A 24,559-nucleotide genomic window follows, 5' to 3' on the forward strand; every position below is an offset into this window, starting at 1 on the left:
TCCCGAGTCCCGAGTCCCGAGTCCCGAGTCCCGAGTCCCGAGTCCGCTCAGTTATTGTGCAACGCCTCGTTCAGCTCCACCGCACTCTTGTTGGTCCGGCACTCCACGGCGCCACTGGTGGAATTCCGGCGGAACAGCAGATCGGACTTGCCCGCCAGGTCCCGCGCCTTGACGTGTTCTACCAGTTTGCCGCCGTCGTCCAGCAGTGCCACCTTGGTGCCGGCGGTAATGTACAGGCCGGCTTCCACGGTGCAGCGGTCGCCCAGGGGAATGCCGATACCGGCGTTGGCGCCCAGCAGGCAGTTGTCGCCCACGGAGATGACGATATTCCCCCCGCCGGACAGGGTGCCCATGGTGGAGCAGCCGCCGCCCAGGTCGGAACCGCTGCCGACAAAAACGCCCGCGGAAATACGGCCCTCGATCATGCCCGGGCCCTCGGTACCCGCATTGAAGTTGACGAAGCCCTCGTGCATCACGGTGGTGCCTTCACCCAGGTAGGCGCCGAGGCGCACGCGTGCGGTGTGGGCGATACGCACACCGGCGGGGACCACGTAGTTGGTCATTTTCGGGAATTTGTCCACGCAGGCCACGTCCAGGTGCTCGCCGTTCAGGCGCGCCTGTAGCTGTCGCTGCGGCAGTTCGTCCAGGTCGATGGCGCCCCGGTTGGTCCAGGCGACGTTGACCAGTTTGCCGAAGAGGCCGTCCAGGCTGGTTTCGTGGGGTTTCACCAACCGGTGGGACAGCAGGTGCAGCTTCAGGTAGCCCTCGGGCACATTCTGCGGCGCCTCGTCGGTGAACAGTACCGTGGCCACCAGCGGACGTTCGCTGTGGGCGAACTGCTTGAGGATTTCCGCCTGTTCGGTGGCGCCGGCGGCGTCCAGTTTGCTCGCCAGCGGTTGCAGCTGTGTCGGCTCCAGGTCTATGGCGGCGTTGCTGCCGTCGAGTTGCAGCGCTTCGGTAACCGCGTCGGCGATTTTCGCATCCGGCTTGAACAGTGGTTGCGGGTAGTAGACTTCCAGCCAGTCGCCCTTGCTGTTGCGGGTGCCGACGCCAAATCCAATGCTGTAAATGTCGCTCATGATCCTTCCCGTTTATTCAATGTCTTGCGTTTTTGTAGGATGGGCAAAGGAGCGCAGCGACGTGCCCATCACTCAACGCCATTTGATGGGCACGCTGCGCTTTGCCCATCCTACGAAGTTTCCTAAACCAGCTCTGAAAAGTCGGCTTCCCTGAAACCGAACAGTGTGCTGTCGCCGGCGACGGTGACCGGCCGCTTGATCAGGGTGGGGGTGTCGCCGGCCAGCGCCAGAGCGGTGGCGTTGTCCATGGCTTCCTTCTGCCCGTCGTCGAGCGCGCGCCAGCTGGTGGAGCGGCGGTTCAGGACCTGCGGCCAGCCGAATTCATCCAGCCATTCCTTCAGGGGGACGCTGTCCATGCCGTCTTCGCGGAAATCGTGAAAGCGGTATTCGACCGTATTCTTCTCCAGCCACTTGCGAGCTTTCTTGACGGTGTCACAGTTCTTGATGCCGTAGAGGACAATTGAGGGTTCAGTCACAATCAGGCCTTCTTCGTTTTCTTCGGGTTTTTGCGCGCCGGGTAGCAGGTTGTGCAGATGGGGCACACGGTGCCGTCGCAGCCGCGCGCGGTACAGTATTCGCGACCGTAAAAAATGATCTGCAGGTGCAGCCGGTTCCATTTGTCGCGCGGGAACAGCCGCTTCAGGTCCTTTTCCGTCTGCGCCACATTCTTGCCGCTGGTCAGGCCCCAGCGTTGGGCCAGGCGGTGAATATGGGTGTCCACCGGAAAGGCCGGCTGGCCGAACGCCTGGGACATGACCACACTGGCGGTTTTGTGGCCGACGCCCGGCAGTGTCTCCAGCGCGGCCATGTTTTCCGGCACCCGGCCGTGGTATTCGTTGACCAGTATCTGCGACAGTTTGCTGATGGCTTTGGATTTCTGCGGCGACAGGCCGCAGGGGCGGATGACTTCCCTGATCTCCTCCACCGGTACCTTCGCCATATCCGCCGGGTTGTCGGCCAGTTTCCACAGTGCCGGTGTCACCTGGTTGACGCGCTCGTCGGTGCACTGGGCGGACAGCAGCACGGCCACCAGCAGGGTATAGGGGTCCTTGTGGTGCAATGGCACCGGGGTTTCCGGGTAGAGTTCTTCCAGCTTGTGGAGGATGAATTCCACCCGTTCTTTTTTCAGAAGGTTCTTTACAGCCATTCCCGTTTCGCCTGACAAACTTTAAGCTCCTGCAGAATTTGCATTTCCGCTGGGCGGCATTCCGCCATCCATGGCGGTCACAGCAGGCGCCTACAAACAGAATTCTCGGATGCGCTTCGCTGCCTCGACGCACTCATCCTGCGTCGCCACCAGTGCCATCCGCACATGCTCCCTGCCCGGGTTGGCGCCGTCCGCCTCCCGGGCGAGGAAGCCGCCGGGCAGCACGGTGATATGCTGCTGCCGGAAAAGCTCGCGCGCGAAAGCCTCGCCATCGCCGACCCGCGGCCAGAGGTAGAAGCTCGCCGGTGGTTGGCTGACATCCAGACAGTCGTCGAGAATGTCCAGTACGGCGGCAAACTTGTCGCGATAGAGCGCGCGATTATGCCGCACATGCTGCTCGTCCTGCCAGGCGGCGATGGAGGCGAACTGGCTGGGGACCGGCATGGCGCAGCCGTGGTAGGTGCGGTAGAGCAGGAATTTTTCCAGTATCCGTGCGTCGCCGGCGACAAACCCGGAGCGCAGCCCCGGGAGGTTGGAGCGTTTCGACAGGCTGTGAAATACCACGCAGCGGCGGTAGTCGCCGCGGCCCAGTTCTTCGCAGGCCTGCAGCAGGCCCGGTGGCGGCTTCTGCTCATCGAAGTAGAGTTCCGAGTAGCACTCGTCGGAGGCGATGGTGAAATCATGGCGGTCCGCCAGTGCGATCAGCGCTTTCAGGTCTTCCGTTTCCAGCAGGGCGCCGGTGGGGTTGCCCGGGGTGCAGAGATACAGCAGTTCGCAGTCGCGCCAGACGGAATCCGGCACTGAAGCGAAATCCGGCTTGAAGCCGGTGTCCGCACGGCAGTTGATAAAGTGCGGGGTGCCGCCAGCGAGCAGTGCGGCGCCCTCGTAGATCTGGTAGAAGGGGTTGGGCATCAGCACTTTTGCCCCCGGCGATACCACTGCCTGGGCGAAGGCGAACAGTGCCTCGCGGGTGCCGTTGACCGGCAGTACCTGGGTGTCGGCACAGACGGTACCGAGCCGGAAACGTTCGCACAGCCAGCGGGCGATGGCCTCGCGCAGTGCCTCTATCCCTTTGGTGGCCGGGTAGCTGGCGAGCCGGTCCAGGTTGTCGATCAGTTCGTCGCGCACGAATGCCGGCGGTTGGTGTTTGGGTTCGCCGATGGACAGGGCGATGTGGGGCTTGTCCGCCGGCTCCAGGCCCTCTTTCAGTTTTGCCAGTTTCGTGAAGGGGTAGGGCTGTAACTTTTCGATATTTGGATTCATTGTCGATTATTGTTCCGGTTGTTCTGCGCTTTCACTCAGAGCCGGTTCAGGCGATACGCTCGCAGCCGGGCCCCGATTATTGAATCGCTTCCAGCTCGTCGCAGATGGCCTGTTCCAGCTCGCGGTTGGTGTCGTCGTCCCGCAGCAGTTCGCCGTCGGCGTCGGTGATATGGAAGATATCCTCGACCCGCTCGCCCAGGGTGGAGATCTTGGCGTTGTGCAGGCGCAGGTCGTGGTCGACGAAGATGCGCGCTATCTGTGCCAGCAGGCCGGGGCGGTCGGCACAGGTGATTTCCAGGGTGCTGTAGAGATCGCCGGGCTCGGTAGTCAGGTGGGCGCGGGTCTCCATTTCGAACATCTTCAGGCGCCGGGGGATTCTCCGTTTGATGACTTTCGAATAGTCCTCCACCAGCGCCAGTTCCTCCTGCAATGTGTCGCGGATCTGTTCCAGGCGGCGCGGCTCGTCCAGTAGCGGCTGGCCGGATTCGTCCAGAACGTAGAAGGTATCCAGGGTGTAGCCGGAGGCGGAATTGTACAGGCGTGCGTCGTGGATGTTCAGGTTGAGCATGTCGAGGCCCGTGACCACGGCGGCGAAGACGTTGGCGCGGTCCGGGGTGTAGACGAACACCTCGGTGGCGCCGTCGTGTTCGCCGGGGCCGGAGTTGCGTGTCAGCACCAGGGTGTCGCCGGGCTGGCCCTTTGCGTTGGCGGCGTGCAACTGGTGGATGGCGGCCGTGTGCCAGGTGATGTTGTCGGCGCTCTCGCGCACGAAGTAGTCCTCGCCCATCTGCGCCCAGATATTGTCGACCGACGCAGCCGGCAGGCCCATGGCGCGCAGCATGTTGTGCGCCTGGCCGCGGGTCTCCTCGATGATCTCGTCGCGGTCGATGGGGTTTTCCAGGCCGCGGCGCAGGGCGCGGCGGGTGGCCTGGTAGAGCTGGCGCATCAGGCTGGCGCGCCAGCTGTTCCAGAGGTCCGGATTGGTGGCATTGATATCGGCCACGGTGAGCGCGTAGAGATAGTCCAGGTGTTCGCGATCGCCCATGGTGCGGGCGAAATCGTGCACCACTTCCGGGTCGGAGATGTCCTGCTTCTGCGATACATGGCTCATCAGCAGGTGCTTCTCCACCAGCCAGCAGACCAGGCGGCGGTCGCGGGAGGGCAGGTTGTGGCGGCGGCAGAAGGCGTCGGCGTCGACGATTCCCAGCCTGGAGTGGTCGCCGCCGCGGCCCTTGGCGATATCGTGGTAGAGACCGGCGATATACAGCAGCTCCGGTTTGCGCATGCGCGACAGGATTTCCGCCGCGATGGGGTGTACCTGCCAGGCCTCGGGGCTGCGGAAGCTGCGCATATTGCGTACCACCTGCAGTGTGTGGGCATCCACGGTGTAGATATGGAAGAGGTCGTGCTGCATCTGGCCGGTGACGCGGCCGAATTCCGGCAGGTAGCGGCCGAGGATGCCGTAGCGGGTCATGCGCGACAGCTGGGTGGATAGGCCCCGGGGAGAGCGCAGCAGCTGCATGAAGAGTTCCGCATTGCGTGGGTCCGCGCGGAAGTCGTCGTCGATCAGGTGGCGCTGTTCGCGGATCAGCCGGATGGTCGACGCCCGCACGCCTTCGATATTCGGGTTTTCCGCCATCAGCACGAAGATTTCCAGCAGCGCCGAGGGCTGCTCCAGGAACACCTTGGTCTGGGTGACTTCGATGGTTTTGTCGCGAAGCTGGAAACGCTCATTGAGGGGCGTCACGCTCTGGCGTTCGCCGCGCTGCAGTATGGCCTCGTCGAGGAATTGCAGCAGCACGTCGTTCAGTTCCCGCAGCGCCATGACGATGCGGTAGTAGTTGTGCATGAACTGCTCGACCGCCAACTGGGTGTCGCTGTCGAGATAGCCGAACTGTTTCGCCAGCTCGCGCTGGTAGTCGAACAGCAGCCGCTCTTCGGCGCGGCCGGCGAGCAGGTGCAGGCCGTAGCGGACCCGCCAGAGGAAGTCCTCGCCGGACTGCAGGATGGCGAATTCCTCTTCGGTAAAGAAGCCCTTGCCCTGCAGTTGTTTGAGGGTGCGCACGCGGAAGTAGCGCTTGGCCACCCAGGAGATGGTCTGGATATCGCGCAGGCCGCCGGGGGCGTTCTTGATGTTGGGTTCCAGGTTGTACTCGGCCGCCTGCTGCCGGCTGTGGCGCTGTTGCTGCTCGGTGTATTTGGCGCTGAAGAATGTATCGGCCGGCCAGATCTTTTCCGGGCTCATGCGCTCGTTCAGCCGGGCGCGGAGCCGGTCGTCGCCCACCACGGTGCGGCACTCCATCAGGTTGGTGGCCACCGTGATATCTTCTGCGGCCAGTTCCAGGCAGTGATCGATGGAGCGCACCGAGTGACCGATATCCAGGCCCAGGTCCCAGAGAAAGGCGACCAGTCGCTCGATATTGTCCACGGTATCGGGGGCTGTGCCATCGGTGAGGATCAGCAGGTCGATATCGGAGTGGGGGTGCAGTTCGCCGCGACCGTAGCCACCCACCGCCAGCAGGCTGATATCGTCGGGCCAGTCGTACTGGTGCCAGGCGTAGTGCAGCAGGCAGTCGATGAAGAGGGCGCGCTCGTGAACCAGGGTGCGTACGTCCTCGCCCTCGCGGAAGCGCTCGGCCATCTGCCACTCGGCGCCGCCGGCGGCATCCTTGAAAATCTCCAGCGCCGGTTTCTCGCCCCTCTCCAGGGCGCGGCGGAAGCGGGCCTGATCGAAGAAGAACAGGGGGCGTTCGAAGTAGGGGATATTGGCCGGCTGCATCTTGTATCCGTTTGGGCTGGGGGCTTTGTGCCCGTAAGCTGGTCCGTGGCGGCCTGTCGCCGGTGCCTGTTTGCGGGACACGGACTAGGCGTCCCCCGTATATCCATCGCTGGAGGCTTGTCTGCGAGGTGTCTTGGCCGCTCCAGGTATTCACGGCGCCTTCGGTCCCTCTCGCAGACAGTCCCGCAAACAGGCACCGGCAGCAGGGCCTTCGTATCAAACTCGGGTGTTTTTCCGGGATCGAGCCGTCGTTGTGACCTTGTCGGTGCGCACGGCGCACCCTACGCCGGGTCCCGGGTCCCGGGTCCCGCTTTTAAAAACTTTCCTCGCCGCGCGCTGTCAGTACCTCCACGCCATCGCCGGTCACCACCATGGTGTGCTCCCACTGCGCCGACAGGCGGCGGTCCTTGGTGATGGCTGTCCAGCCGTCGCCGAGGACGCGGGTAGTGGCCTTGCCGGCGTTGACCATCGGCTCGATGGTGAAGGTCATGCCTTCTTCCAGAGCCAGGCCGGTACCGGGCTGGCCGTAGTGCAGGACCTGCGGCTCCTCGTGGAAGACATCGCCGATACCGTGGCCGCAGAAGTCGCGCACCACCGAGTAGTAGTTCTTCTCGGCGTGCCGCTGGATCACATGGCCGATATCTCCCAGGGTGGTGCCGGGACGGACTATCTCGATGCCCTTGTACAGGCATTCCTGGGTGATGCGTACCAGGCGTTCGGCGTGGGGGGCGGGCTTTCCGACGAAGTACATCTTGCTGGTATCACCGTGCCAGCCATCCTTGATCACGGTCACATCGATATTGAGGATGTCCCCTTTCTTGAGAATCTTGCTCTCGGAGGGAATGCCGTGGCAGACGACCTCATTGACGGAGGTGCAGATGGATTTGGGGAAGCCGCGATAGCCGAGGCAGGCGGGGATGGCCTTCTGTACATTGACTATATGGTCGTGGCAGCGCTGGTCCAGCTCTTCGGTGGAGACGCCGGGCACGACATACTCGCCTATCATCTCCAGTACCTCTGCGGCCAGGCGGCCGGCAGTACGCATTTTGGCGATCTGTTCCGGTGTCTTGGTAGCTGTGGTCATTCGTGTCCCCAGGGTTGTTGCGTGGTCGCGAGGTCCTGGCCCGCGATGGCGCGCTATTGTAGCGGATTATGAGTGGTTGGTGGGTAGTGGTGGGCGGTGAGCGACCGTATGGCGCTTGTCGCCCGCTGGCCACTGACCGCCGCCCACCGACCACTACCCACGAACCACTCAATATGGTATAAAGCGCGCCGCTCCGGGCCGCTCCCGGGGTGAAACCAACGCCGCACACGCATCGGCACATGTGTCTGGGTGCTCCATTTCGCCTCGTTATACCGGGCGGTGGGGTTGATGCATGGGATGCGTGGAGGACTAACCCGTACAAATTGAGGTTTTACTTATGCCCCAAGTCAGCATGCGCGATATGCTGCAGGCTGGTGTGCACTTTGGCCACCAGACCCGCTACTGGAATCCGAAGATGGACGAGTATATCTTCGGCGCCCGCAACAAGATTCACATCGTCAACCTTGAGAAGACTGTCCCGGCTTTCAATGAAGCCCTGGACGTGATCAAGGGGATGGCCGCGCAGAAGAAAAAGATTCTGTTCGTCGGCACCAAGCGCGCCGCGCAGAAATCCATCAAGGAACAGGCCGAGCGCGCTGGCCAGCCCTATGTCAGCAACCGCTGGCTGGGCGGCATGCTCACCAACTACAAGACCATCCGCGCTTCCATCAAGCGTTACCGCGACCTGGAAGCCCAGTCCCAGGACGGTACCTTCGAAAAGCTGACCAAGAAGGAAGCGCTGATGCACACCCGTACGATGGATAAGCTGGAGCGCTCCATCGGCGGTATCAAGGATATGGGCGGCCTGCCGGACGCGCTGTTCGTGATCGACGTCGAGCACGAGCGCATCGCTATCCAGGAAGCCAACAAGCTGGGAGTCCCGGTAATCGGTGTGGTTGATACCAACAGCGATCCGGCGGGTATCGACCATGTCATCCCCGGCAACGACGACGCCATTCGCGCGATCAAGCTGTACACCACCGCCGTGGCGGATGCCGTAGTGGCGGGTGCGGCAGAGGCCGGTGCCGGCGCTGCGAAGAGCGAATACGTCGAGGCGAGCGACGACGAAGCCGCTGCTGAGTAATTGCAGGGCGCAGTGGTGTAACACAGCGTGGTTACACTGCGAATTCGAAAAGGGGCCCGCGTGCCCTGTCCCGCGCTGAATACGGTGATAACCGTATTTCGGGCGGGGCAGGCACCCGCCCCTTTTTTCTAATCATCAAAGTGACAGAACCCCGAGGATTGAATCATGGCGATTACCGCGTCTATGGTAAAAGAACTGCGCGAGCGCACTGGCCTGCCGATGATGGAGTGCAAGAAAGCACTGACCGAGGCGGACGGCGATATCGAGAAGGCGATCGAGGACCTGCGCAAAGCCTCCGGCCTGAAAGCGGCTAAGAAGGCCGGCCGCACTGCTGCGGACGGTGTGGTTGCAGCGAAAGTGGCCGACGACGGCTCCTACGGCGTGCTGGTTGAAGTCAACTCCGAGACCGACTTCGTGGCCCGCGATGAAAACTTCCTGGCTTTCGTATCCAGTGTGGTGGAAAAGGCCTATGCCGACCGCCAGAAAGATGTTGCCGCGCTGATGGAGGGCGAGCTGGAATCGGCCCGCGAAGCGCTGGTACAGAAAATCGGCGAAAACATCGGCGTGCGCCGCATCGAAGTGGTGGCAGCGCCGGTAGTGGGTGCCTATGTTCACTCCAACAACCGCATGGCTGCAATCGTGGCCCTGAGCGGTGGCGATGTGGAGCTGGCCAGGGATGTCGCCATGCACGTGACTGCGGTCAATCCGCAGGTTGGCAAGCCGGAAGATATGCCGGAAGAAGTGCTGGAAAAAGAGAAGGACATCATCAAGGCACAGCCGGATATGGAAGGCAAACCGGCCGAGATTGTCGAGAAGATGATGGGTGGTCGCATCAAGAAGTTCCTGAAGGAGAACAGCCTGGTGGAACAGCCCTTCGTCAAGAATCCGGATCTCAGCGTCGGCAAGCTGGTCAAAGAAGCCGGCGCCGAAGTGACTTCCTTTGTCCGCTACGAAGTGGGCGAAGGTATCGAGAAGGAAGACGTGGACTTTGCCGCGGAAGTGGCGGCACAGGTCAAGTCCTCTTCCTGATCGCCTTTACAGGCGGGCGCCTGCGGGCGCCGTTCGCAGTGGGGTGCCTCCGGTGGGTCCAGATTGGACTGCATCGGGGCACCCCTCTGTGTAAATGACCGAAATTGTTGTAATGTTCGGCGGCAGACCCTGTCCGCGCCCACAGTGGCACCAGAAGAGGAACCGATGAATGCCCGGTGTTAAAGACCGCAAGTACAAGCGAATCCTGTTGAAGCTCAGCGGCGAAGAGCTGATGGGCGATCAGGGCTTTGGAATCAGCCCCAAGGTGCTGGACAAGATGGCCCTGGAGATCGGCCAGCTGGTGGGGATCGGTGTACAGGTAGGGCTGGTCGTCGGTGGCGGCAATCTCTTCCGCGGTGCAGCGCTGCACGCGGCGGGTCTCGACCGGGTGACCGGCGACCATATGGGCATGCTGGCCACGGTGATGAATGCGCTGGCGCTGCGGGATGCACTGGAGCGCTCCAATATCTCTTCCCGGGTGATGTCCGCGATCCAGATGAGCGGCATCATCGACCACTACGACCGCCGGGCGGCAATCCGCCACCTGGGGCGCGGTGAAGTGCTGATTTTTGCTGCCGGTACCGGCAACCCTTTCTTCACCACCGATTCCGCCGCCTGTCTGCGCGGCATCGAGATCGAGGCGGAACTGGTGCTGAAGGCCACCAAGGTAGATGGCGTCTACTCCGCCGACCCGGTGTTGGACCCGAATGCCACCCGCTATGACCAACTGACCTTCGACGAGGTGCTGGACAAAAAGCTCGGGGTGATGGATTTAACTGCAATCTGCCTGTGCCGCGACAACAACCTGCCCGTGCGGGTTTTCCGCATGGACAAGGCCGGCGCGCTGCTCAACATCGTGGTGGGCGGCGAAGAGGGCACGCTAATCGAAGAGGAAGTGACACAGTGATCGAAGACATCAAAAAAGACGCAAAAGCGCGTATGGACAAGTCGCTCAAGGCGCTGGCCGGCAACTTCAACAAGATCCGCACCGGCCGTGCGCACCCGAGCATTCTCGACGGCATTCACGTGTCCTATTACGGCGCCGATATGCCGCTGTCCCAGGTGGCGAACATCAATGTCGAGGACGCGCGCACGCTGGCCGTGACCCCCTGGGAGAAAAACATGGTGCCCGAGATCGAAAAGGCGATCATGAAGTCCGATCTGGGCCTGAACCCCAGTACCGCCGGTGCGGTGATCCGTATCCCCATGCCGATGCTGACCGAAGAGACCCGCAAGAACTTTATCCGCCAGGCCAGGGGCGAAGCGGAGAATGCGCGCGTCTCCATCCGCAGTGTCCGCCGCGACACCCTGGCCGAGATAAAGGCCCTGCTGAAGGAGAAGGAAATCTCCGAAGACGACGAGCGCCGCGCGGGTGACGAGATCCAGAAAATTACCGACAAGCATGTCGCCGAGGTGGATCAGGCCCTGGCGGAGAAAGAAAAAGACCTGATGGAAATTTGATGTCTTCCAGTGGTTCCGCCGAAAACGCGCAGACGCGCCCCGGCCCGCGCCATATCGCCATCATCATGGACGGCAACGGGCGCTGGGCCGCCCAGCGGGGTCTGCCCCCCTCCGCCGGCCACAAGGCCGGCGTAGAGCGCATCCGCGACCTGATCGAAGCCTGCAAGGACCGCGGTGTGGAAGCGCTTACCCTGTTTGCTTTCTCCAGCGAGAACTGGCAGCGCCCCTCGAAGGAGGTGGAGCTGTTGATGAGCCTGTTTCACTCCTACCTGCGAAAAGAGGCCCAGCGCATGCGCGAAGAGGGCGTGCGCCTGCGGGTAATCGGCCGGCGGGACCGGTTTTCGCCGCGCCTGGCGCAAGCGATTGAAGAGGCGGAGGACATGACCCGCGATGGCAGCCGCGGCAACCTGGTGATCGCCGCGGACTACGGCGGTCAGTGGGATATCGCCCGGGCGGCCCGCTGCATGGCGGAAGAGGTGGCCGCGGGCCGGCGATCGCCGGAATCCATCACCGAGCGGACGCTCGCGGACTATGTCCAACTGGTGGATCTGCCGTCGGTGGATCTGTTGATCCGCTCCAGCGGCGAGCAGCGTATCAGCAACTTTATCCTGTGGCAGGCCGCCTACAGTGAATTCTATTTCACGGATACCCTGTGGCCGGATTTTGGCGAGCGGGCACTGGACGAGGCGATCGAGGCCTATTGCGGCCGGAATCGCCGCTTTGGCGGTCGGGGGCGGGGTGGCCTGGCGGCGGGGGCCTGAACCGGCGCCGGCGGGAAAATTCCCTGCGACAACAATATCTTGTACTCTGCTTTGGCTGGCGCCCCGGTGGCCGGCATCCCGGTGGCCGGCGATCCGGCACTCCGCCGGGCGGATGTGGCAGCGAAACGGGAAACAGACTAAGAAAAGGGTTTGACGGTGCTAAAACAAAGAATAATTACCGCGCTGGTATTGCTGGTTCTGTTTCTCGGCGCACTGTTCTTCTTCCCCATCAGCTGGTTTTCCGCCGCGACGGTGGCGGTGATCCTGGTGGGCGGCTGGGAGTGGGCCAACCTCTCCAATCTCAATCGCGCCCTGCGCTTTGTGTTCCTCGCCGCGCTGGGCGCCGCCCTGATCGGTACCGCCAGGTACGTATTTGCGATGGATTTCTCCGCCCCCGATACCTCCCGCGCACGCCAGATCCTGGCAGTGGCCTGCGGCTGGTGGGCGCTGGCCTTCCTCTGGGTGCAGAGTTACCCGGCCAGCGCCATGCTGTGGGGCAGCCGCGTGGCGCGCTGCGTGATCGGCCTGCTGGTACTGGTGCCCGCGTGGCTGGCGCTGGTGATCCTGCGCGGCCAGGAACACGGCGCCTGGCTGGTTCTCTTCGTGGTGGCGCTGGTGGTGGCCGCGGATGTAGGCGCCTATTTTGTCGGCCGCCGCTTCGGCAGGCACAAACTGGCGCGCGAGGTCAGCCCGGGCAAGTCCTGGGAAGGCTTTTTTGGCGGTCTGGGTGCCTGCCTGATCCTGGCGCTGGGGGTCTCCTACCTGCTGGAACTGCCCCTGAAAAACACGGTTCTCTTCTCTTTCGGCGTGCTGGTCACGGCCCTGGCATCGGTGATCGGCGATCTGGTGGAAAGCATGTTCAAGCGCCACCGGGGCATCAAGGACAGCAGTCGCATACTGCCGGGCCACGGGGGAATCCTGGATCGCCTGGACAGCCTGTCAGCGGCGTTGCCGGTGTTTACCATGGCGGCGCTGGCCAGCGAGTTGCCGAAGTATTTGTAGGGACTGGGGATTAGGGGCTGGGGACTGGTATCGGTAGGGCCAGTGCATTTCCCGGTCCCCGATCCTCAGTCCCCGGTTCCCGAGGTTTTATGCAATCCATCACCGTCTTAGGCTCCACCGGCTCCATCGGCGTCAGCACTCTCGACGTGCTGGCGCGCCATCCGCAGCGCTATTCCGTCTTCGCGCTCACCGCCAGGGAGCGTATCGGCGAGCTGGCGCAGCAGTGTCGCCGCTTTGCACCGCGCTACGCCGTGGTCGCCAGCGAAGAGGGCGCGCAACAGCTCGGGGAGTTGCTCGCGGGCGCGGAATTGCCCACCGAGATTCTCTGGGGTGTCGAAGGGCTGTGCCGGGTGGCCTCGGATCCGGCGGTGGATGCCGTGATGGCGGCGATCGTCGGCGCCGCCGGCCTGCGGCCCACGCTGGCGGCGGTGGAGGCGGGCAAGAAGGTATTGCTGGCCAACAAGGAATCCCTGGTGATGGCCGGGCCGGTGTTCATGCGTGCCCTGTCCGGCAGCGATGCGCAGCTGCTGCCGATCGACAGTGAGCACAATGCCATCTTCCAGTGCTTGCCGCAGCCCAGTGATAGCCTGGAGAGTGCCGGTGTGGAGAAAATCCTGCTCACCGGTTCCGGCGGTCCCTTCAGGGCCCGCCCGGCGGAGGGCCTGCACCGGGTGACGCCGGATGAGGCCTGCGCCCATCCCAACTGGTCCATGGGGCGCAAGATCTCGGTGGATTCCGCCACCCTGATGAACAAGGGGCTGGAGTTTATCGAGGCCTGCCTGCTGTTCAACGCGCGGCCGGAACAGATCGACGTTGTGGTGCATCCGCAGAGTATCGTCCACTCGATGGTGCAGTACCGCGACGGCTCGCTGCTGGCGCAGATGGGCAACCCGGATATGCGCACACCCATCGCCCACGCACTGGCCTTTCCGGAGCGGATCGACAGCGGCGTGGCGGCGCTGGACCTGATTGCCCGGGGGCGCCTGGATTTCGAGGCGCCGGATATGGCGCGCTTCCCCTGCCTGCGCCTGGCGCGCGAGGCCATGAATGCGGGCGGCAGCGCGCCCACGGCCCTGAATGCCGCCAACGAAGTGGCGGTAGACGCCTTTCTGGGCGGTCGGCTGGCGTTTACCGGTATCCCGGCTGTCATCGAACGGGTCATGAAAGCCGCGCAGTCGGTTGAACTGACCGGGCTGGATGCAGTCGAAGCAGCGGATCGCAATGCGCGGGCGCTGGCGTACGAGGCCCTGGGTGGATAGTCACCCGGCCACAATGGCGAAGATTTCGCGCAACGGCATGAATTAGCACTATGGATTTTATTCAGACGGTCATCTGGGCGCTGGTCGCCCTCGGCATACTGGTCAGCTTTCACGAGCTGGGCCACTTTCTGGTGGCGCGTGCCTGCGGGGTTAGGGTGCTGCGCTTCTCCGTGGGCTTTGGCCGCCGTCTGTTCTCCCGTTACGACCGCCATGGCACCGAGTTCACCATAGCCGCCATTCCCCTCGGCGGCTATGTGAAGATGCTTGACGAGCGTGAGGGCCAGGTGCCGGCCGACCAGCTGGATCAGGCCTTCAACCGCAAGAGCGTCTGGGCCCGGATTGCCATTGCCGCCGCGGGGCCGCTGGCCAACTTCCTGCTGGCAATCGTGTTCTTCTGGGTTGTGTTTCTGGGCGGTACTTCCGGTCCGGTGCCTATCGTCAAATCGGTGGAGCCGGGTTCCATCGCTGCCCGCGCCGGCCTGGAGCCGGAACAGGAGATCCTCTCCATCGACGGGCAGCCCACGCCCACTTGGCAGGCGCTCAACTGGCGCCTGGCCAACCGCCTCGGCGATACCGGCACCATCGAGTTCGCCGTGCGCTACCCGGATTCCGAACTCGAATACCAGATGGTGGCGGATATCGACCGCTGGCTGTCCGGCCGGGAGGTGCCGGATCCGGTGGCGGAGGCCGGCCTGGAGATGTGGACGCCGCCGATCACCATGGTCCTGTCACAGGTAGTGCCCGACAGCCCGGCGGAGCGAGCGGGCGTGAAGGCGGGCGACCGTATTCTCGCCACCGACGGTCAGCGTTTCGACGGCTGGAGCAGTTGGACCGAGTATGTCCGCGCCCGCGCCGGCGAAACCCTGCAGGTTGAAGTGGAGCGCGACGGCGAGCGCAAGCTGCTGGAAGTCACCCCGGAGCCGGTGACGCTCGACAACGGGGAGCGCATCGGCCGCATCGGTGTGGGGCCGGTGGTGGAGTCCTGGCCCGAAGAGCGGGTGCGAACTTTCCACTACGGTGTCGTCGGTGCCCTGACGAAAGGGTTGCAGGAGACCCGGGACAAGACGGTTTTTACCCTGAACGCCCTGAAAAAGCTGGTCTTCGGGCAGCTTTCGACCAGGAACTTGAGCGGCCCAATCACCATTGCTAAAGTGGCCGGCACTTCGGCCGAGGCCGGCTGGCAGTCGTTCCTGTCGTTGCTGGCGCTGCTCAGCATCAGCCTCGGTGTCCTCAATCTGCTGCCGATCCCCGTCCTCGACGGCGGACATCTCCTTTACTACGGTATCGAGGCGATCAAGGGATCGCCGGTATCGGAGCGGGTGCAGATGATCGGCCTGCAGGTGGGCATGGCCATGGTGCTCGGCATCATGGGACTGGCGCTCTACAACGATATTCTGAGGCTATAGTGCGACCGAAGGTCGCCGGCAATTACCCATCTCCCCTTTGGAGAGGGTGCCCCGAAGGGGCGGGAGAGGGCGGCGACAGTCGCCCCACCAACTGGAATTTTTAATAAAGAATTTGGACAGACAGTAGATGAATCATTTCCTGAAAGCGGCCTCTCTGGGCCTGGCTGTGCCGATCACCGCTGTGGCGCAGTCATTTGTCGTCAGCGATATCCGCGTTGAAGGCCTGCAGCGTGTTTCGGCCGGTACTGTCTTCGCGGCATTGCCGGTGCGCGTGGGCGACCAGATCGAACGCCTGGATATCCAGAGCGCCACCCGCGCCCTGTTTCGCACCGGTTACTTTCAGGATATCCAGATAGGACGGGAAAACGGCGTACTGGTGATCACCGTGCGCGAGCGCCCGGCGATTTCCAAGATCGAGATTACCGGCAACAAGGCGATCAAGACCGAAGACCTGATGGTGGGCATGGAGGAGAACGGTCTCTCCGAGGGGCAGATTTTCAAGCGTGCCACACTGGAAGGCCTGGCCCAGGAGCTCCAGCGCCAGTATGTGGCCCAGGGCCGCTACGGCGCCAGTGTGAAAACCGAGGTCAAGGAGCTGCCGCGCAACCAGGTGGAGTTGAAGGTCATTGTCGACGAGGGCTCCGTTGCCGCCATCAAGCATATCAATATTGTCGGCAATTCCGCCTTTTCCGATGAGGAGCTGGCGGAGATTTTCGAGCTGCAGACCACCGGCTGGCTGTCCTGGCTCAGGAGCGATGACCAGTATTCCCGTGAAAAACTCACCGGCGATCTGGAGCGCCTGGAATCCTACTACCTGGATCGGGGCTACCTGGAGTTCAAGATCGATTCCACCCAAGTCTCCCTGAGCCCGGACAAACAGAGCGTTTTCATTACCGTCAACGTGACCGAGGGCGATGTCTACAAGGTCAGCGAGGTAGACCTGGCCGGCGATCCGGTGGTGCCGGAAGAGGAGATCAAGCGGCTGCTGCTGGTGCGCGAAGGGCAGACCTTTTCACAGGTGTTGATGACCACCACCTCCGACTACATTACCAAGCGCCTGGGTAACGAGGGCTACACCTTTGCCGAAGTCAACGGCATGCCCGAGCCTAACGAGGACGACAAGACGGTCAAGGTTACCTTCTTTATCGATCCGGGCAAGCGCGCCTATGTGCGCCGTATCAATTTCCGCGGTAACACCCGCACCTCCGACGAAGTGCTGCGCCGCGAGATGCGCCAGATGGAGTCTTCTTCCGCCTCCTCCGCGCGCATCGAGCAATCCAAGGTGCGGCTGGAGCGCCTGGGCTACTTCAAGGAAGTGCAGGTGGAGACCAGCGAGGTGCCCGGCACTTCCGACCAGATCGACGTGGAATACACAGTGGAGGAGCAGCCCTCCGGTACCATCGGCGGTACCGTCGGCTACGCCCAGTCCAACGGCCTGGTGCTGGGTGCCAATGTGCAGGAAAACAACTGGCTGGGTACCGGCAAATCCGTCGGCTTCTCGGTGAATACATCCCGCTACCAGCAGGTCGCCAATTTTTCCTACACGGATCCCTATTTCACACCGGATGGTGTCAGCCGCGGTTTCAACCTGTTTTACCAGGAGCGGGACTACTCGGAGATCAACCTCTCCAGCTATAACACCTCGAGATACGGCGCCGGCCTGAATTTCGGTTACCCGATTTCGGAGATTTCCCGGATCGGGCTGAATATCGGTTTCAGTCACTTGGAGCTGGGGACGCAGACGAATTCCGTCAAGGAGATCAAGGATAGCCCGGTGCCCATCGATGGCGTCAATACGGTAGCAACACCGGATGATATCGACGAGGCGACAGAGGTTATCGGTGCCGTTGACGACGACGATAACCCGATACCGGAGGAGATCGACCTGAGTCAACCGCTCGGCCCCTCCCTGTTGAATACGAACCTGGACGGCTTTGTCGACCTGAATGGCACCGATTTCGATTCCTATACCGGCACCATTTCCTATGCCCGCTCGACCCTGAACCGCGGCATTCTCGCCACCCGCGGTACTTCCCAGCGGCTCTCGCTGGAAGTCGCGCTGCCGGGCGGCGACCTGGAATACTACAAGGCCGTTTTCAAGGGCCAGTATTTCCGCCCGCTGACTGACGATCTGACGTTGCGCCTGCGTACCCGCCTGGGCTATGCCGAAGGTTACGGGGAGACCTCCGAATTGCCGTTCTTCGAGCATTTCTATGCCGGTGGCTTCGGCTCGGTGCGCGGTTTCGAGCGCAATACCCTGGGGCCGCGTTCCACGCGTCCGGAGCAGTACATCACCGGGGTTTCCGCTTGGGATGACGCCAATGGCGATGGTGTAGTGGACGCCGATGAGTTGACCGAATCCTATGTGATTGATCCCGATACGGGGCAATTACAGGTGCAGCAGCTTTCCAGCCGAAAGCCCGACCCCTTCGGCGGCAACATCCTGGTCGAGGGCAGTGCGGAAGTGATCTTCCCGATTCCGTTCGTCAAGGATCAGCGCTCCATGCAGTCGGCGTTCTTTGTCGACGCGGGTAACGTTTTCGATACCAGCTGTGGCATTTCACAGCTCAACTGCTACGATGTCGACCTCGACCATATCAATGTCTCCGCCGGTATCGGCCTCACCTGGATTACCGGTTTCGGACCCCTGACTTTCAGTCTGTCCAAGGCATTGGAGAAAAACGCCGACGACGAGATCGAAGTGTTCCAGTTCTCGCTGGGTAACAGCTTCTAAGACCCCTAGGGTTTTGTTGCCACAAACGATAAATAAAGCAATATGGAGAATCCGACGTGCTTAAGAGTGTAAAAATTTTCGCAGTCCTGCTTGCCGGGATCCTGGTCTCCGGCGCCGCCGTGGCCGAGACCAAAATAGCGGTAATCAACCTGCAGGCTGCCATCATGAGCACCGAGGACGCCAAGTCCAAGGTCAACGCACTGAAGACCAGCTCGGAGTATTCGGAGCTGCAGAGCAGAGCCGAGTCCATTCGCACCGAGGTGCAGAAGTTGGCTGAAGACGCGCAGAAAAATTCCGTGACTTGGTCCGAGGAGCAGAAGGCGGAACACCAGCGCAAAATGAACTTCAAGCGCTCCGACTTCGAAAGTGCGGTGAAGAAGCTGCGTTCGATGGAGTCCCAGGTGGGACAGGAAATCCAGAAAGCCATGGCCCCGAAGGCCAAAACCGCGCTGGAGGCCATCATCAAGGAGCAGCAGCTGGACCTTGTCCTGGATGCCAACTCCGCTTTCTATGCCGGTGAAGGTACCGACCTGACCGCCGCTGTGGTCAAGCGTATGAACGCTGACCAGTAGGCTACCGGCAGAAGCTTCCCGATGAAAGAAAGACCGACGCTCGCCCGGCTGGCGGAACAGCTGGGCGCTGACCTGCGTCTTGCGCCCGGAGCGGATACCGAACAGGTGCCGACCGGGCTCAATACGTTACAGGATGCCACACCCGCGCAGGTCAGCTTCCTCGCCAGTGCCAGTTACCGCCGTTTTCTCGTCGACACCCGCGCCTGCGCGGTGCTGGTCAGTGAGGAGCTGGCGGCCGAATGCCCGGTATCCGCGTTGGTGGTGGAAAATCCCTATCATGCCTTTGCCCTGGCAACGGCACTGTACGACCGGACTCCGCGACCGGCACCGGGGATTCATCCGGCTGCTGTGGTGGACCCGGATGCAGATGTCGATCCGGAGGCGAGTATTGCCCCGGGAGCGGTGGTAGAGGCCTTCGCGCGTATTGGTGCCGGTGCTGTGGTGGGCGCCAACTGTGTGGTGGGAGAGAGCAGCGAAATAGGTGCCGGTACTCGGTTGCATCCGGGGGCCGTGATCTACCACGGCTGCTTCATCGGCCGCGACTGTGTCGTCCACAGTCAGGCGGTAATCGGAGCTGACGGTTTCGGTTTCGCGCCGCACCGGCGTCGCTGGACCAAGATTCACCAGCTCGGTGGCGTGGAAATAGCCGACGAGGTGGAGATAGGGGCAGTCACCTGTATCGATCGCGGTGCACTGGGCAATACAGTGATCGGCCGCGGGGTCAAGATCGACAATCAGGTGCAGATCGCGCACAATGTGCAGATTGGTGACTACTCAGCCATTGCCGCCTGTTCGGCGGTTGCCGGCAGCGCCACCATCGGCAAACACTGCACCCTCGCCGGCGGCGCCGGGGTGGTAGGGCATGTGACGGTGGCGGATGGCAGCCATATTACCGCGAGAACACTGGTGACCAAGTCCATCGACAGCGCCGGTTCCTATTCCAGTGGTACACCTTTCTCCGACAGCCGTAACTGGCGCCGCAATGCCGTGCGCTACAGCCAGCTGGATCAGATGGCCCGGCGCCTGAAGGTGCTGGAAAAACAGCTGGAGGCATTGCGGCAACCGGGTCGGGACGGAGAAAAAGATTGACTTAGTCGGCATCTGGCCGGTCGTATTGGGTTTGTTGTTTTCGGGGCGTGGGTATGCGGAAGCGCATCGGCGCCCCGAAATGGTTTCTGGGGACTTTTTGGAATAATGATGGACGTACGCGAAATTCGTCAATATCTGCCACACCGCTATCCGTTCCTGTTGGTGGACCGGGTGGTTGAGCTGGAAGAAGGCAAATATATCAAGGGCTACAAGAATATCTCGGTCAACGAAGAGGTATTCAACGGCCACTTTCCCGAGGCACCGATTTTCCCGGGTGTCATGATCGTTGAAGCCATGGCCCAGGTATCCGGTATTCTCGGCTTCAAGACACTGGGAAAGAAACCGGAAGACGGATTCCTGTATCTGTTCGCGGGCATTGACGACGTGCGCTTCAAGCGCCAGGTGGTTCCGGGGGACCGGCTTGAACTCGAATCCGAAGTGCTTTCAGAGCGCCGCAGTATCTGGAAATTCTCCTGCAAGGCGAGTGTTGACGGAGAGCTGGCGGCCTCGGCCAACGTGCTGTGTGCAGTGAAACAGGTTTGATTACAATCGCACTGTGACCAGTTCGGTTTCGCGGTTTTTGATGTATATATAGAGTTGCCGGATTTTCTGATACCGAGGAGCAGGGTCCAGAATGCAGACGAATATCCACCCCACGGCCATTGTCGACGAGTCAGTGACTCTGGGTGCCGGGGTGCGCATTGGCCCCTACACGGTGGTGGGGCCCGGGGTGGAAATCGGTGACGGCTGCGACATTGCATCCCATGTGGTTCTCAGTGGACCGACGCGGATGGGCAGGAACAACCGTATCTACCAGTTCGCATCCGTTGGCCAGGATACGCCGGACAAAAAATACCAGGGGGAAGACACGACCCTGGTGATCGGCGACGATAATGTCATTCGCGAGGGGGTCACCATCCATCGCGGTACGGTCCAGGATCGTGGCGAAACCACCATCGGCAACGACAACCTGATCATGGCCTACGCCCATGTGGGCCACGACAGTGTCATCCGCAATCACACCATTCTCGTCAACAATGTCGCGCTGGCCGGGCACGTGGAAGTGCGTGACTGGGCCATTCTCAGCGGCTTCAGCCTCGTTCACCAGTACTGCACCATCGGCGAGCACGCATTTACCGGCATGGGGGCGGCCATCGGCAAGGATGTGCCCGCCTATGTGATGGTCGCTGGCAATCCGGCGGAAGCGAAGACCATCAACGCGGAAGGGTTGCGGCGCCGCGGTTTTGACCGCGAGCAGATTGCGTTGATCAACAAGGCCTACAAAATCGTCTATCGCCGCGGGCTGACCATGCAGGAGGCACTGGAAGCACTGCTCGAACTGCGCGAGCAGTCGGCCGTGGTCCAACCCTGGATCGATTCCCTCCAGACTTCCTCCCGCGGTATAACCCGCTAATCATTTGACTCCCCTCTCCCTATGGGAGAGGGGGCGGGGGAGAGGGCAGGTCAGATGACCGGAAAAGGCTGGAATAAAGCCGGATAAAGCGTGGAAGAATAGAGCGGAAGAAAACCTCCCTCCGACCTCGAACCGATGGACATTATCGAGTGACTGTCAACGAGAAAACACTGCGCATCGGAATCGTCGCCGGCGAAGCCTCGGGAGATATCCTCGGCGCCGGCCTGGTCGCCGCGTTGCAGAAGCGGTTTCCGGGTCTCCAGGTCGAGGGGATCGCCGGTCCGCGTATGCTGAAACTGGGGGCGCAGTCGCTGTTTCCGATGGAGCGCCTGTCGGTGATGGGGCTGGTAGAGCCGCTCAGGCGGCTGCCGGAACTGCTCGGTATCCGCCGCACACTGCGCAGGCATTTTATCGACAACCCGCCGGATCTTTTCGTCGGTATCGACTCGCCGGATTTCAATCTCTCTCTCGAGCAATCCCTGAAAGCCGCCGGTATTCCCACGGTGCACTATGTGAGCCCGTCGGTCTGGGCGTGGCGCAGCGGCCGCATCAAGAAAATCGCCTGCGCGGTGGATCATATGCTGACGCTGCTGCCGTTCGAGGCCGATTTCTACCGCGAGCATCGGGTGCCGGTGACTTTTGTCGGCCATCCACTCGCGGACGAGATTCCGTTGCAGGTGGACACCGCGGCGGCGCGCGAGGAGTTGGGTTTCGAGCGGGATGACAAGGTGATCGCGCTGCTGCCCGGCAGTCGCGGCGGTGAAGTGAAATTGCTGGGGCCGCTGTTTCTGCAGGCGGCACGCTGGTGTTTTCAGCGCCGCCCGGAACTCAGGTTTGTGCTACCCGCGGCGAACGGACAGCGAAAGGCTGAACTGGAAAAGCTCCTCGAGGATTTCCGCGATCTGCCGGTGACACTGCTGGATGACAATTCCCACGGCGCCGTATCGGCGGCGGACCATGTACTGATCGCCTCCGGCACCGCCACGCTTGAAACCATGCTGCTGAAAAAGCCGATGGTGGTGGCCTACAGAATGGCGAGGCTGTCCTACGCGATCTTTTCGCGCATGCTGCACACCTCCTGGGTATCGCTGCCGAACCTGCTGGCCCAGCGCGAGCTGGTGCCGGAAATCCTGCAGGACGATGCCACACCGGAGAACCTGGGCGCGGCGCTGCTGCAATTCTACGACGACCCGCTGCTCTACGATCAACTGCAGCGGGAGTTCGACGACCTGCACCAGCAACTGCGGCGCAACGCCTCTGAACGCGCTGCGGAGGCTGTCTGTAAATTGATTGATGCCGAATAATGAGTACAAAAAAAGAATTGCCTCCCTATGTCTGTCCCTACGACGGAAAGCTGCTCGCCGGCGTCGACGAAGTTGGTCGCGGCCCACTGGCCGGCGATGTTGTCGCTGCGGCCGCAATCCTCGACCCGGCGCGGCCGATCGAGGGGCTGGCGGACTCGAAAAAGCTGACCGAGAAAAAACGCGAAGCGCTGTTCGACCTGATTCGCGAGCGGGCGCTCTGTTACGCCGTTGCCCGCGCGACAGTGGCCGAAATCGATCGACTCAATATCCTGCACGCGAGCCTGCTGGCGATGCGGCGCGCCGTCGAGCAGTTGTCGGTACAGCCGGAATTCGTACTGGTGGACGGCAATAAAAAACCCGACTGGCACTATCCCTGCGACACCGTGGTAAAGGGAGACAGTCGCGTACAGGCGATTGCGGCGGCGTCGATTCTGGCCAAGGTCACGCGGGACCGGGAAATGGCGGAGCTGGATAAGCAATATCCGGGCTACGGACTGGCGGGGCACAAGGGCTATCCCACCAAAGCGCACCAGCAGGCACTGGAGCAGTTGGGCCCCAGCCCCATCCACCGGCAGAGCTTTGCGCCGGTAAAGCAGTTGTCGATGGAGTTCGGTTGAACGGTAGGGTGCGCCGTGCGCACCGGCTGTGACCGGGATTTCCGCGGGCGTTGCTCGGTGCGCACGGCGCACCCTACGATTGCGGCGACGCCTGTCGATCCATCTGCTTGACCCGCGCCCGGGTAATCATCTTGTCCGACATCTCCACAATCTCCACCCGGTAATTCAGGATAAAGAAACTGATATTGCCGTCCGGGATGTTTTCCAGATGCTCCATCGCCAGCCCATTGAACGTCTTGGGCCCGTCGGTGGGCAGTTCCCAGTGCAGGGTGCGGTTGATTTCGCGGATGGAGGTGCCGCCCTCGACCAGGTACCAGCCGTTCTCCTGCTCGACGATCTCATCTTCCTCGCCGGGCACCGGGCTGGTGGTGAAGTCGCCGACGATTTCCTCCAGCAGGTCCTCCAGGGTGACGATCCCCATCACCTCGCCGTACTCGTCCACTACTAGCCCCATGCGCCGTTTCCGGTGCTGGAAGTTCATCAGCAGCGTGGGCAGGGGGGTGGCTTCGGGCACGAAGTAGGGTTCGTCGGTGTAGGGTTTGAGCTGGTCCGGGTCGAAGTCCTCCGGGCCGTTGCGCAGTATCTGGATTGCGCGGCGCAGGTGCAGTATGCCCACCACACGGTTGATATCGCCCTGGAAAACCGGCAGACGGGTGTAGCTGCTCTCGGCAAGCTGTTGCAGGATCGCCTCGCCGGAAGCCTCCAGGTCGATGCCGACCACTTCGTTGCGGGGAATCATGATGTCTTCCACTGTCGCCTGGTCCAGGTCCAGTACGTTCAGCAGCATGCCCTTGTGCTTGCTCGGCAGCAGGGCGCCGGACTCGAACACCACGGTGCGCAGTTCTTCCGGTGCCAGGTGCTCGGCCTCGGACTCCTCGCCCGCTTCCACGCCCACCAGGCGCGCCAGGCCGTTGGAGATGCTGCCCACCAGCCATACCGCCGGGGCCAGCAGCCACAGCAGCGGGCGCAGTATGATACTGGCCGGAAAGGCCACCTTTTCCGGGTGCAAGGCGGCGATGGTCTTGGGTGTGACTTCGGCGAAAATCAGGATGACGATCGTCAGCACGCCGGTGGCATAGAAGACGCCGGCATCGCCGTAGAGGTGGGTAAAGACCGCGCCCGCCAGTACCGAGGCGAGAATATTGACCAGGTTGTTGCCGATCAGGATTACACCGATCAGCTTGTCCGGACGCGACAGCAGGTCGGCAGCTCTCCTGGCACCGCGGTGGCCGCTCTTTGCCTGATGGCGCAGACGATAGCGGTTCAGCGCCATCATGCTGGTTTCGGAGCTGGAAAAGAAGGCGGAAATGACTATCAGCAGGCCCAGCAGGGTGAACAGCAGGCCGAGCGGTATTTCGTTCAATTTGGAACCCGGTTCAATAATGAACGGCGATATTGAAACAGAATTGTGGGGCTGGCAAGTTTAGTGCCTCAAGTTTCGGGGTTCAGTTCAGGGAGCTGGAGCGGGGTGCGCC

General features: G+C 62.0%; 22 protein-coding genes. 15 read left to right on the forward strand and 7 right to left on the reverse strand.

Features of this window, described 5'->3' with window-relative positions; translation table 11 throughout:
- Window positions 1-47: 47 nt before the first annotated feature.
- The 6 genes from dapD to map form a co-directional block, all read right to left on the reverse strand.
- Window positions 48-1,079, reverse strand: a complete 1,032-nt coding sequence (gene dapD, locus OQE62_RS18025) for a 2,3,4,5-tetrahydropyridine-2,6-dicarboxylate N-succinyltransferase (RefSeq protein ID WP_265723437.1) — start codon at window positions 1,077-1,079, stop codon at window positions 48-50.
- 122 nt (window positions 1,080-1,201) lie between these two features.
- Window positions 1,202-1,555 (reverse strand): ArsC family reductase, encoded by a 354-nt coding sequence (locus tag OQE62_RS18030; RefSeq protein WP_265723438.1) that lies wholly within the window; start codon window positions 1,553-1,555, stop codon window positions 1,202-1,204.
- A gap of 2 nt (window positions 1,556-1,557) precedes the next feature.
- On the reverse strand, window positions 1,558-2,226 hold the full coding sequence (gene nth / locus OQE62_RS18035; RefSeq protein WP_265723439.1) for an endonuclease III: 669 nt from the start codon (window positions 2,224-2,226) through the stop codon (window positions 1,558-1,560).
- A 90-nt stretch (window positions 2,227-2,316) separates the two neighbouring features.
- On the reverse strand, window positions 2,317-3,489 hold the full coding sequence (gene dapC / locus OQE62_RS18040; RefSeq protein WP_265723440.1) for a succinyldiaminopimelate transaminase: 1,173 nt from the start codon (window positions 3,487-3,489) through the stop codon (window positions 2,317-2,319).
- 76 nt (window positions 3,490-3,565) lie between these two features.
- The gene (locus OQE62_RS18045) at window positions 3,566-6,268 is read right to left on the reverse strand and encodes a [protein-PII] uridylyltransferase (RefSeq protein ID WP_265723441.1); all 2,703 of its coding nucleotides are present in this window, start codon (window positions 6,266-6,268) and stop codon (window positions 3,566-3,568) included.
- 313 nt (window positions 6,269-6,581) lie between these two features.
- Window positions 6,582-7,352 carry a type I methionyl aminopeptidase gene (gene map / locus OQE62_RS18050; RefSeq protein WP_265723442.1) on the reverse strand — a complete coding sequence of 257 codons (771 nt, stop codon included), beginning with the start codon at window positions 7,350-7,352 and terminating at the stop codon, window positions 6,582-6,584.
- Between the two features lie 337 nt (window positions 7,353-7,689).
- Here map and rpsB point away from each other — a divergent pair, with 337 nt between their 5' ends.
- The 15 genes from rpsB to rnhB all read left to right on the forward strand — a co-directional run bounded on the left by rpsB (window position 7,690) and on the right by rnhB (window position 23,084).
- Complete coding sequence (rpsB, locus tag OQE62_RS18055; RefSeq protein ID WP_265723443.1) at window positions 7,690-8,436, forward strand: 30S ribosomal protein S2; 747 nt, start codon at window positions 7,690-7,692, stop codon at window positions 8,434-8,436.
- Window positions 8,437-8,601: 165 nt separating this feature from the next.
- Complete coding sequence (gene tsf / locus OQE62_RS18060) at window positions 8,602-9,465, forward strand: translation elongation factor Ts (RefSeq protein ID WP_265723444.1); 864 nt, start codon at window positions 8,602-8,604, stop codon at window positions 9,463-9,465.
- A 169-nt stretch (window positions 9,466-9,634) separates the two neighbouring features.
- Window positions 9,635-10,372 (forward strand): UMP kinase, encoded by a 738-nt coding sequence (gene pyrH, locus OQE62_RS18065; RefSeq protein ID WP_265723445.1) that lies wholly within the window; start codon window positions 9,635-9,637, stop codon window positions 10,370-10,372.
- Window positions 10,369-10,926, forward strand: coding sequence for a ribosome recycling factor (gene frr / locus OQE62_RS18070; RefSeq protein ID WP_265723446.1), 558 nt, complete (start codon window positions 10,369-10,371; stop codon window positions 10,924-10,926). The genes pyrH and frr overlap by 4 nt, the downstream gene beginning before the upstream one ends.
- Window positions 10,926-11,687 carry a polyprenyl diphosphate synthase gene (gene uppS, locus OQE62_RS18075; RefSeq protein WP_265723447.1) on the forward strand — a complete coding sequence of 254 codons (762 nt, stop codon included), beginning with the start codon at window positions 10,926-10,928 and terminating at the stop codon, window positions 11,685-11,687. Before frr ends, uppS begins: the two co-directional genes overlap by 1 nt.
- A gap of 156 nt (window positions 11,688-11,843) precedes the next feature.
- Window positions 11,844-12,689: a phosphatidate cytidylyltransferase gene (locus tag OQE62_RS18080; protein ID WP_265723458.1), complete on the forward strand. Its 846-nt coding sequence runs from the start codon at window positions 11,844-11,846 to the stop codon at window positions 12,687-12,689.
- 89 nt (window positions 12,690-12,778) lie between these two features.
- A complete protein-coding gene (gene ispC / locus OQE62_RS18085) occupies window positions 12,779-13,948 on the forward strand; it encodes a 1-deoxy-D-xylulose-5-phosphate reductoisomerase (RefSeq protein ID WP_265723448.1) in 1,170 nt (389 codons plus the stop codon).
- Between the two features lie 50 nt (window positions 13,949-13,998).
- Window positions 13,999-15,354: an RIP metalloprotease RseP gene (gene rseP / locus OQE62_RS18090; protein ID WP_265723449.1), complete on the forward strand. Its 1,356-nt coding sequence runs from the start codon at window positions 13,999-14,001 to the stop codon at window positions 15,352-15,354.
- Window positions 15,355-15,481: 127 nt separating this feature from the next.
- On the forward strand, window positions 15,482-18,088 hold the full coding sequence (gene bamA, locus OQE62_RS18095) for an outer membrane protein assembly factor BamA (protein WP_265723450.1): 2,607 nt from the start codon (window positions 15,482-15,484) through the stop codon (window positions 18,086-18,088).
- 56 nt (window positions 18,089-18,144) lie between these two features.
- A complete protein-coding gene (locus tag OQE62_RS18100) occupies window positions 18,145-18,660 on the forward strand; it encodes an OmpH family outer membrane protein (protein WP_265723451.1) in 516 nt (171 codons plus the stop codon).
- 21 nt (window positions 18,661-18,681) lie between these two features.
- Window positions 18,682-19,749 (forward strand): UDP-3-O-(3-hydroxymyristoyl)glucosamine N-acyltransferase, encoded by a 1,068-nt coding sequence (gene lpxD / locus OQE62_RS18105; RefSeq protein WP_265723452.1) that lies wholly within the window; start codon window positions 18,682-18,684, stop codon window positions 19,747-19,749.
- 105 nt (window positions 19,750-19,854) lie between these two features.
- On the forward strand, window positions 19,855-20,292 hold the full coding sequence (gene fabZ / locus OQE62_RS18110) for a 3-hydroxyacyl-ACP dehydratase FabZ (RefSeq protein ID WP_265723453.1): 438 nt from the start codon (window positions 19,855-19,857) through the stop codon (window positions 20,290-20,292).
- 91 nt (window positions 20,293-20,383) lie between these two features.
- Window positions 20,384-21,163, forward strand: a complete 780-nt coding sequence (gene lpxA / locus OQE62_RS18115; RefSeq protein WP_265723454.1) for an acyl-ACP--UDP-N-acetylglucosamine O-acyltransferase — start codon at window positions 20,384-20,386, stop codon at window positions 21,161-21,163.
- Window positions 21,164-21,312: 149 nt separating this feature from the next.
- Complete coding sequence (gene lpxB / locus OQE62_RS18120) at window positions 21,313-22,467, forward strand: lipid-A-disaccharide synthase (RefSeq protein ID WP_265723455.1); 1,155 nt, start codon at window positions 21,313-21,315, stop codon at window positions 22,465-22,467.
- Window positions 22,467-23,084, forward strand: a complete 618-nt coding sequence (rnhB, locus tag OQE62_RS18125; protein WP_265723456.1) for a ribonuclease HII — start codon at window positions 22,467-22,469, stop codon at window positions 23,082-23,084. The genes lpxB and rnhB overlap by 1 nt, the downstream gene beginning before the upstream one ends.
- Window positions 23,085-23,157: 73 nt before the next feature.
- Here rnhB and OQE62_RS18130 read toward each other — a convergent pair whose 3' ends face one another.
- Window positions 23,158-24,447 carry an HlyC/CorC family transporter gene (locus tag OQE62_RS18130; protein ID WP_265723457.1) on the reverse strand — a complete coding sequence of 430 codons (1,290 nt, stop codon included), beginning with the start codon at window positions 24,445-24,447 and terminating at the stop codon, window positions 23,158-23,160.
- Window positions 24,448-24,559 lie beyond the last annotated feature (112 nt).

The organism is Microbulbifer halophilus, assembly GCF_026183675.1.
GTDB lineage: Bacteria > Pseudomonadota > Gammaproteobacteria > Pseudomonadales > Cellvibrionaceae > Microbulbifer > Microbulbifer halophilus.

Excerpts from the sequence above, each read along its gene's own strand:
- dapD (WP_265723437.1), bottom strand. The coding sequence starts at position 1,079 with ATGAGCGACATTTACAGCATTGGATTTGGCGTCGGCACCCGCAACAGC.
- nth (WP_265723439.1), bottom strand. The coding sequence starts at position 2,226 with ATGGCTGTAAAGAACCTTCTGAAAAAAGAACGGGTGGAATTCATCCTC.
- dapC (WP_265723440.1), bottom strand. The coding sequence starts at position 3,489 with ATGAATCCAAATATCGAAAAGTTACAGCCCTACCCCTTCACGAAACTG.
- OQE62_RS18045 (WP_265723441.1), bottom strand. The coding sequence starts at position 6,268 with ATGCAGCCGGCCAATATCCCCTACTTCGAACGCCCCCTGTTCTTCTTC.
- map (WP_265723442.1), bottom strand. The coding sequence starts at position 7,352 with ATGACCACAGCTACCAAGACACCGGAACAGATCGCCAAAATGCGTACT.
- rpsB (WP_265723443.1), top strand. The coding sequence starts at position 7,690 with ATGCCCCAAGTCAGCATGCGCGATATGCTGCAGGCTGGTGTGCACTTT.
- tsf (WP_265723444.1), top strand. The coding sequence starts at position 8,602 with ATGGCGATTACCGCGTCTATGGTAAAAGAACTGCGCGAGCGCACTGGC.
- pyrH (WP_265723445.1), top strand. The coding sequence starts at position 9,635 with ATGCCCGGTGTTAAAGACCGCAAGTACAAGCGAATCCTGTTGAAGCTC.
- uppS (WP_265723447.1), top strand. The coding sequence starts at position 10,926 with ATGTCTTCCAGTGGTTCCGCCGAAAACGCGCAGACGCGCCCCGGCCCG.
- ispC (WP_265723448.1), top strand. The coding sequence starts at position 12,779 with ATGCAATCCATCACCGTCTTAGGCTCCACCGGCTCCATCGGCGTCAGC.
- rseP (WP_265723449.1), top strand. The coding sequence starts at position 13,999 with ATGGATTTTATTCAGACGGTCATCTGGGCGCTGGTCGCCCTCGGCATA.
- bamA (WP_265723450.1), top strand. The coding sequence starts at position 15,482 with ATGAATCATTTCCTGAAAGCGGCCTCTCTGGGCCTGGCTGTGCCGATC.
- lpxD (WP_265723452.1), top strand. The coding sequence starts at position 18,682 with ATGAAAGAAAGACCGACGCTCGCCCGGCTGGCGGAACAGCTGGGCGCT.
- fabZ (WP_265723453.1), top strand. The coding sequence starts at position 19,855 with ATGATGGACGTACGCGAAATTCGTCAATATCTGCCACACCGCTATCCG.
- lpxA (WP_265723454.1), top strand. The coding sequence starts at position 20,384 with ATGCAGACGAATATCCACCCCACGGCCATTGTCGACGAGTCAGTGACT.
- rnhB (WP_265723456.1), top strand. The coding sequence starts at position 22,467 with ATGAGTACAAAAAAAGAATTGCCTCCCTATGTCTGTCCCTACGACGGA.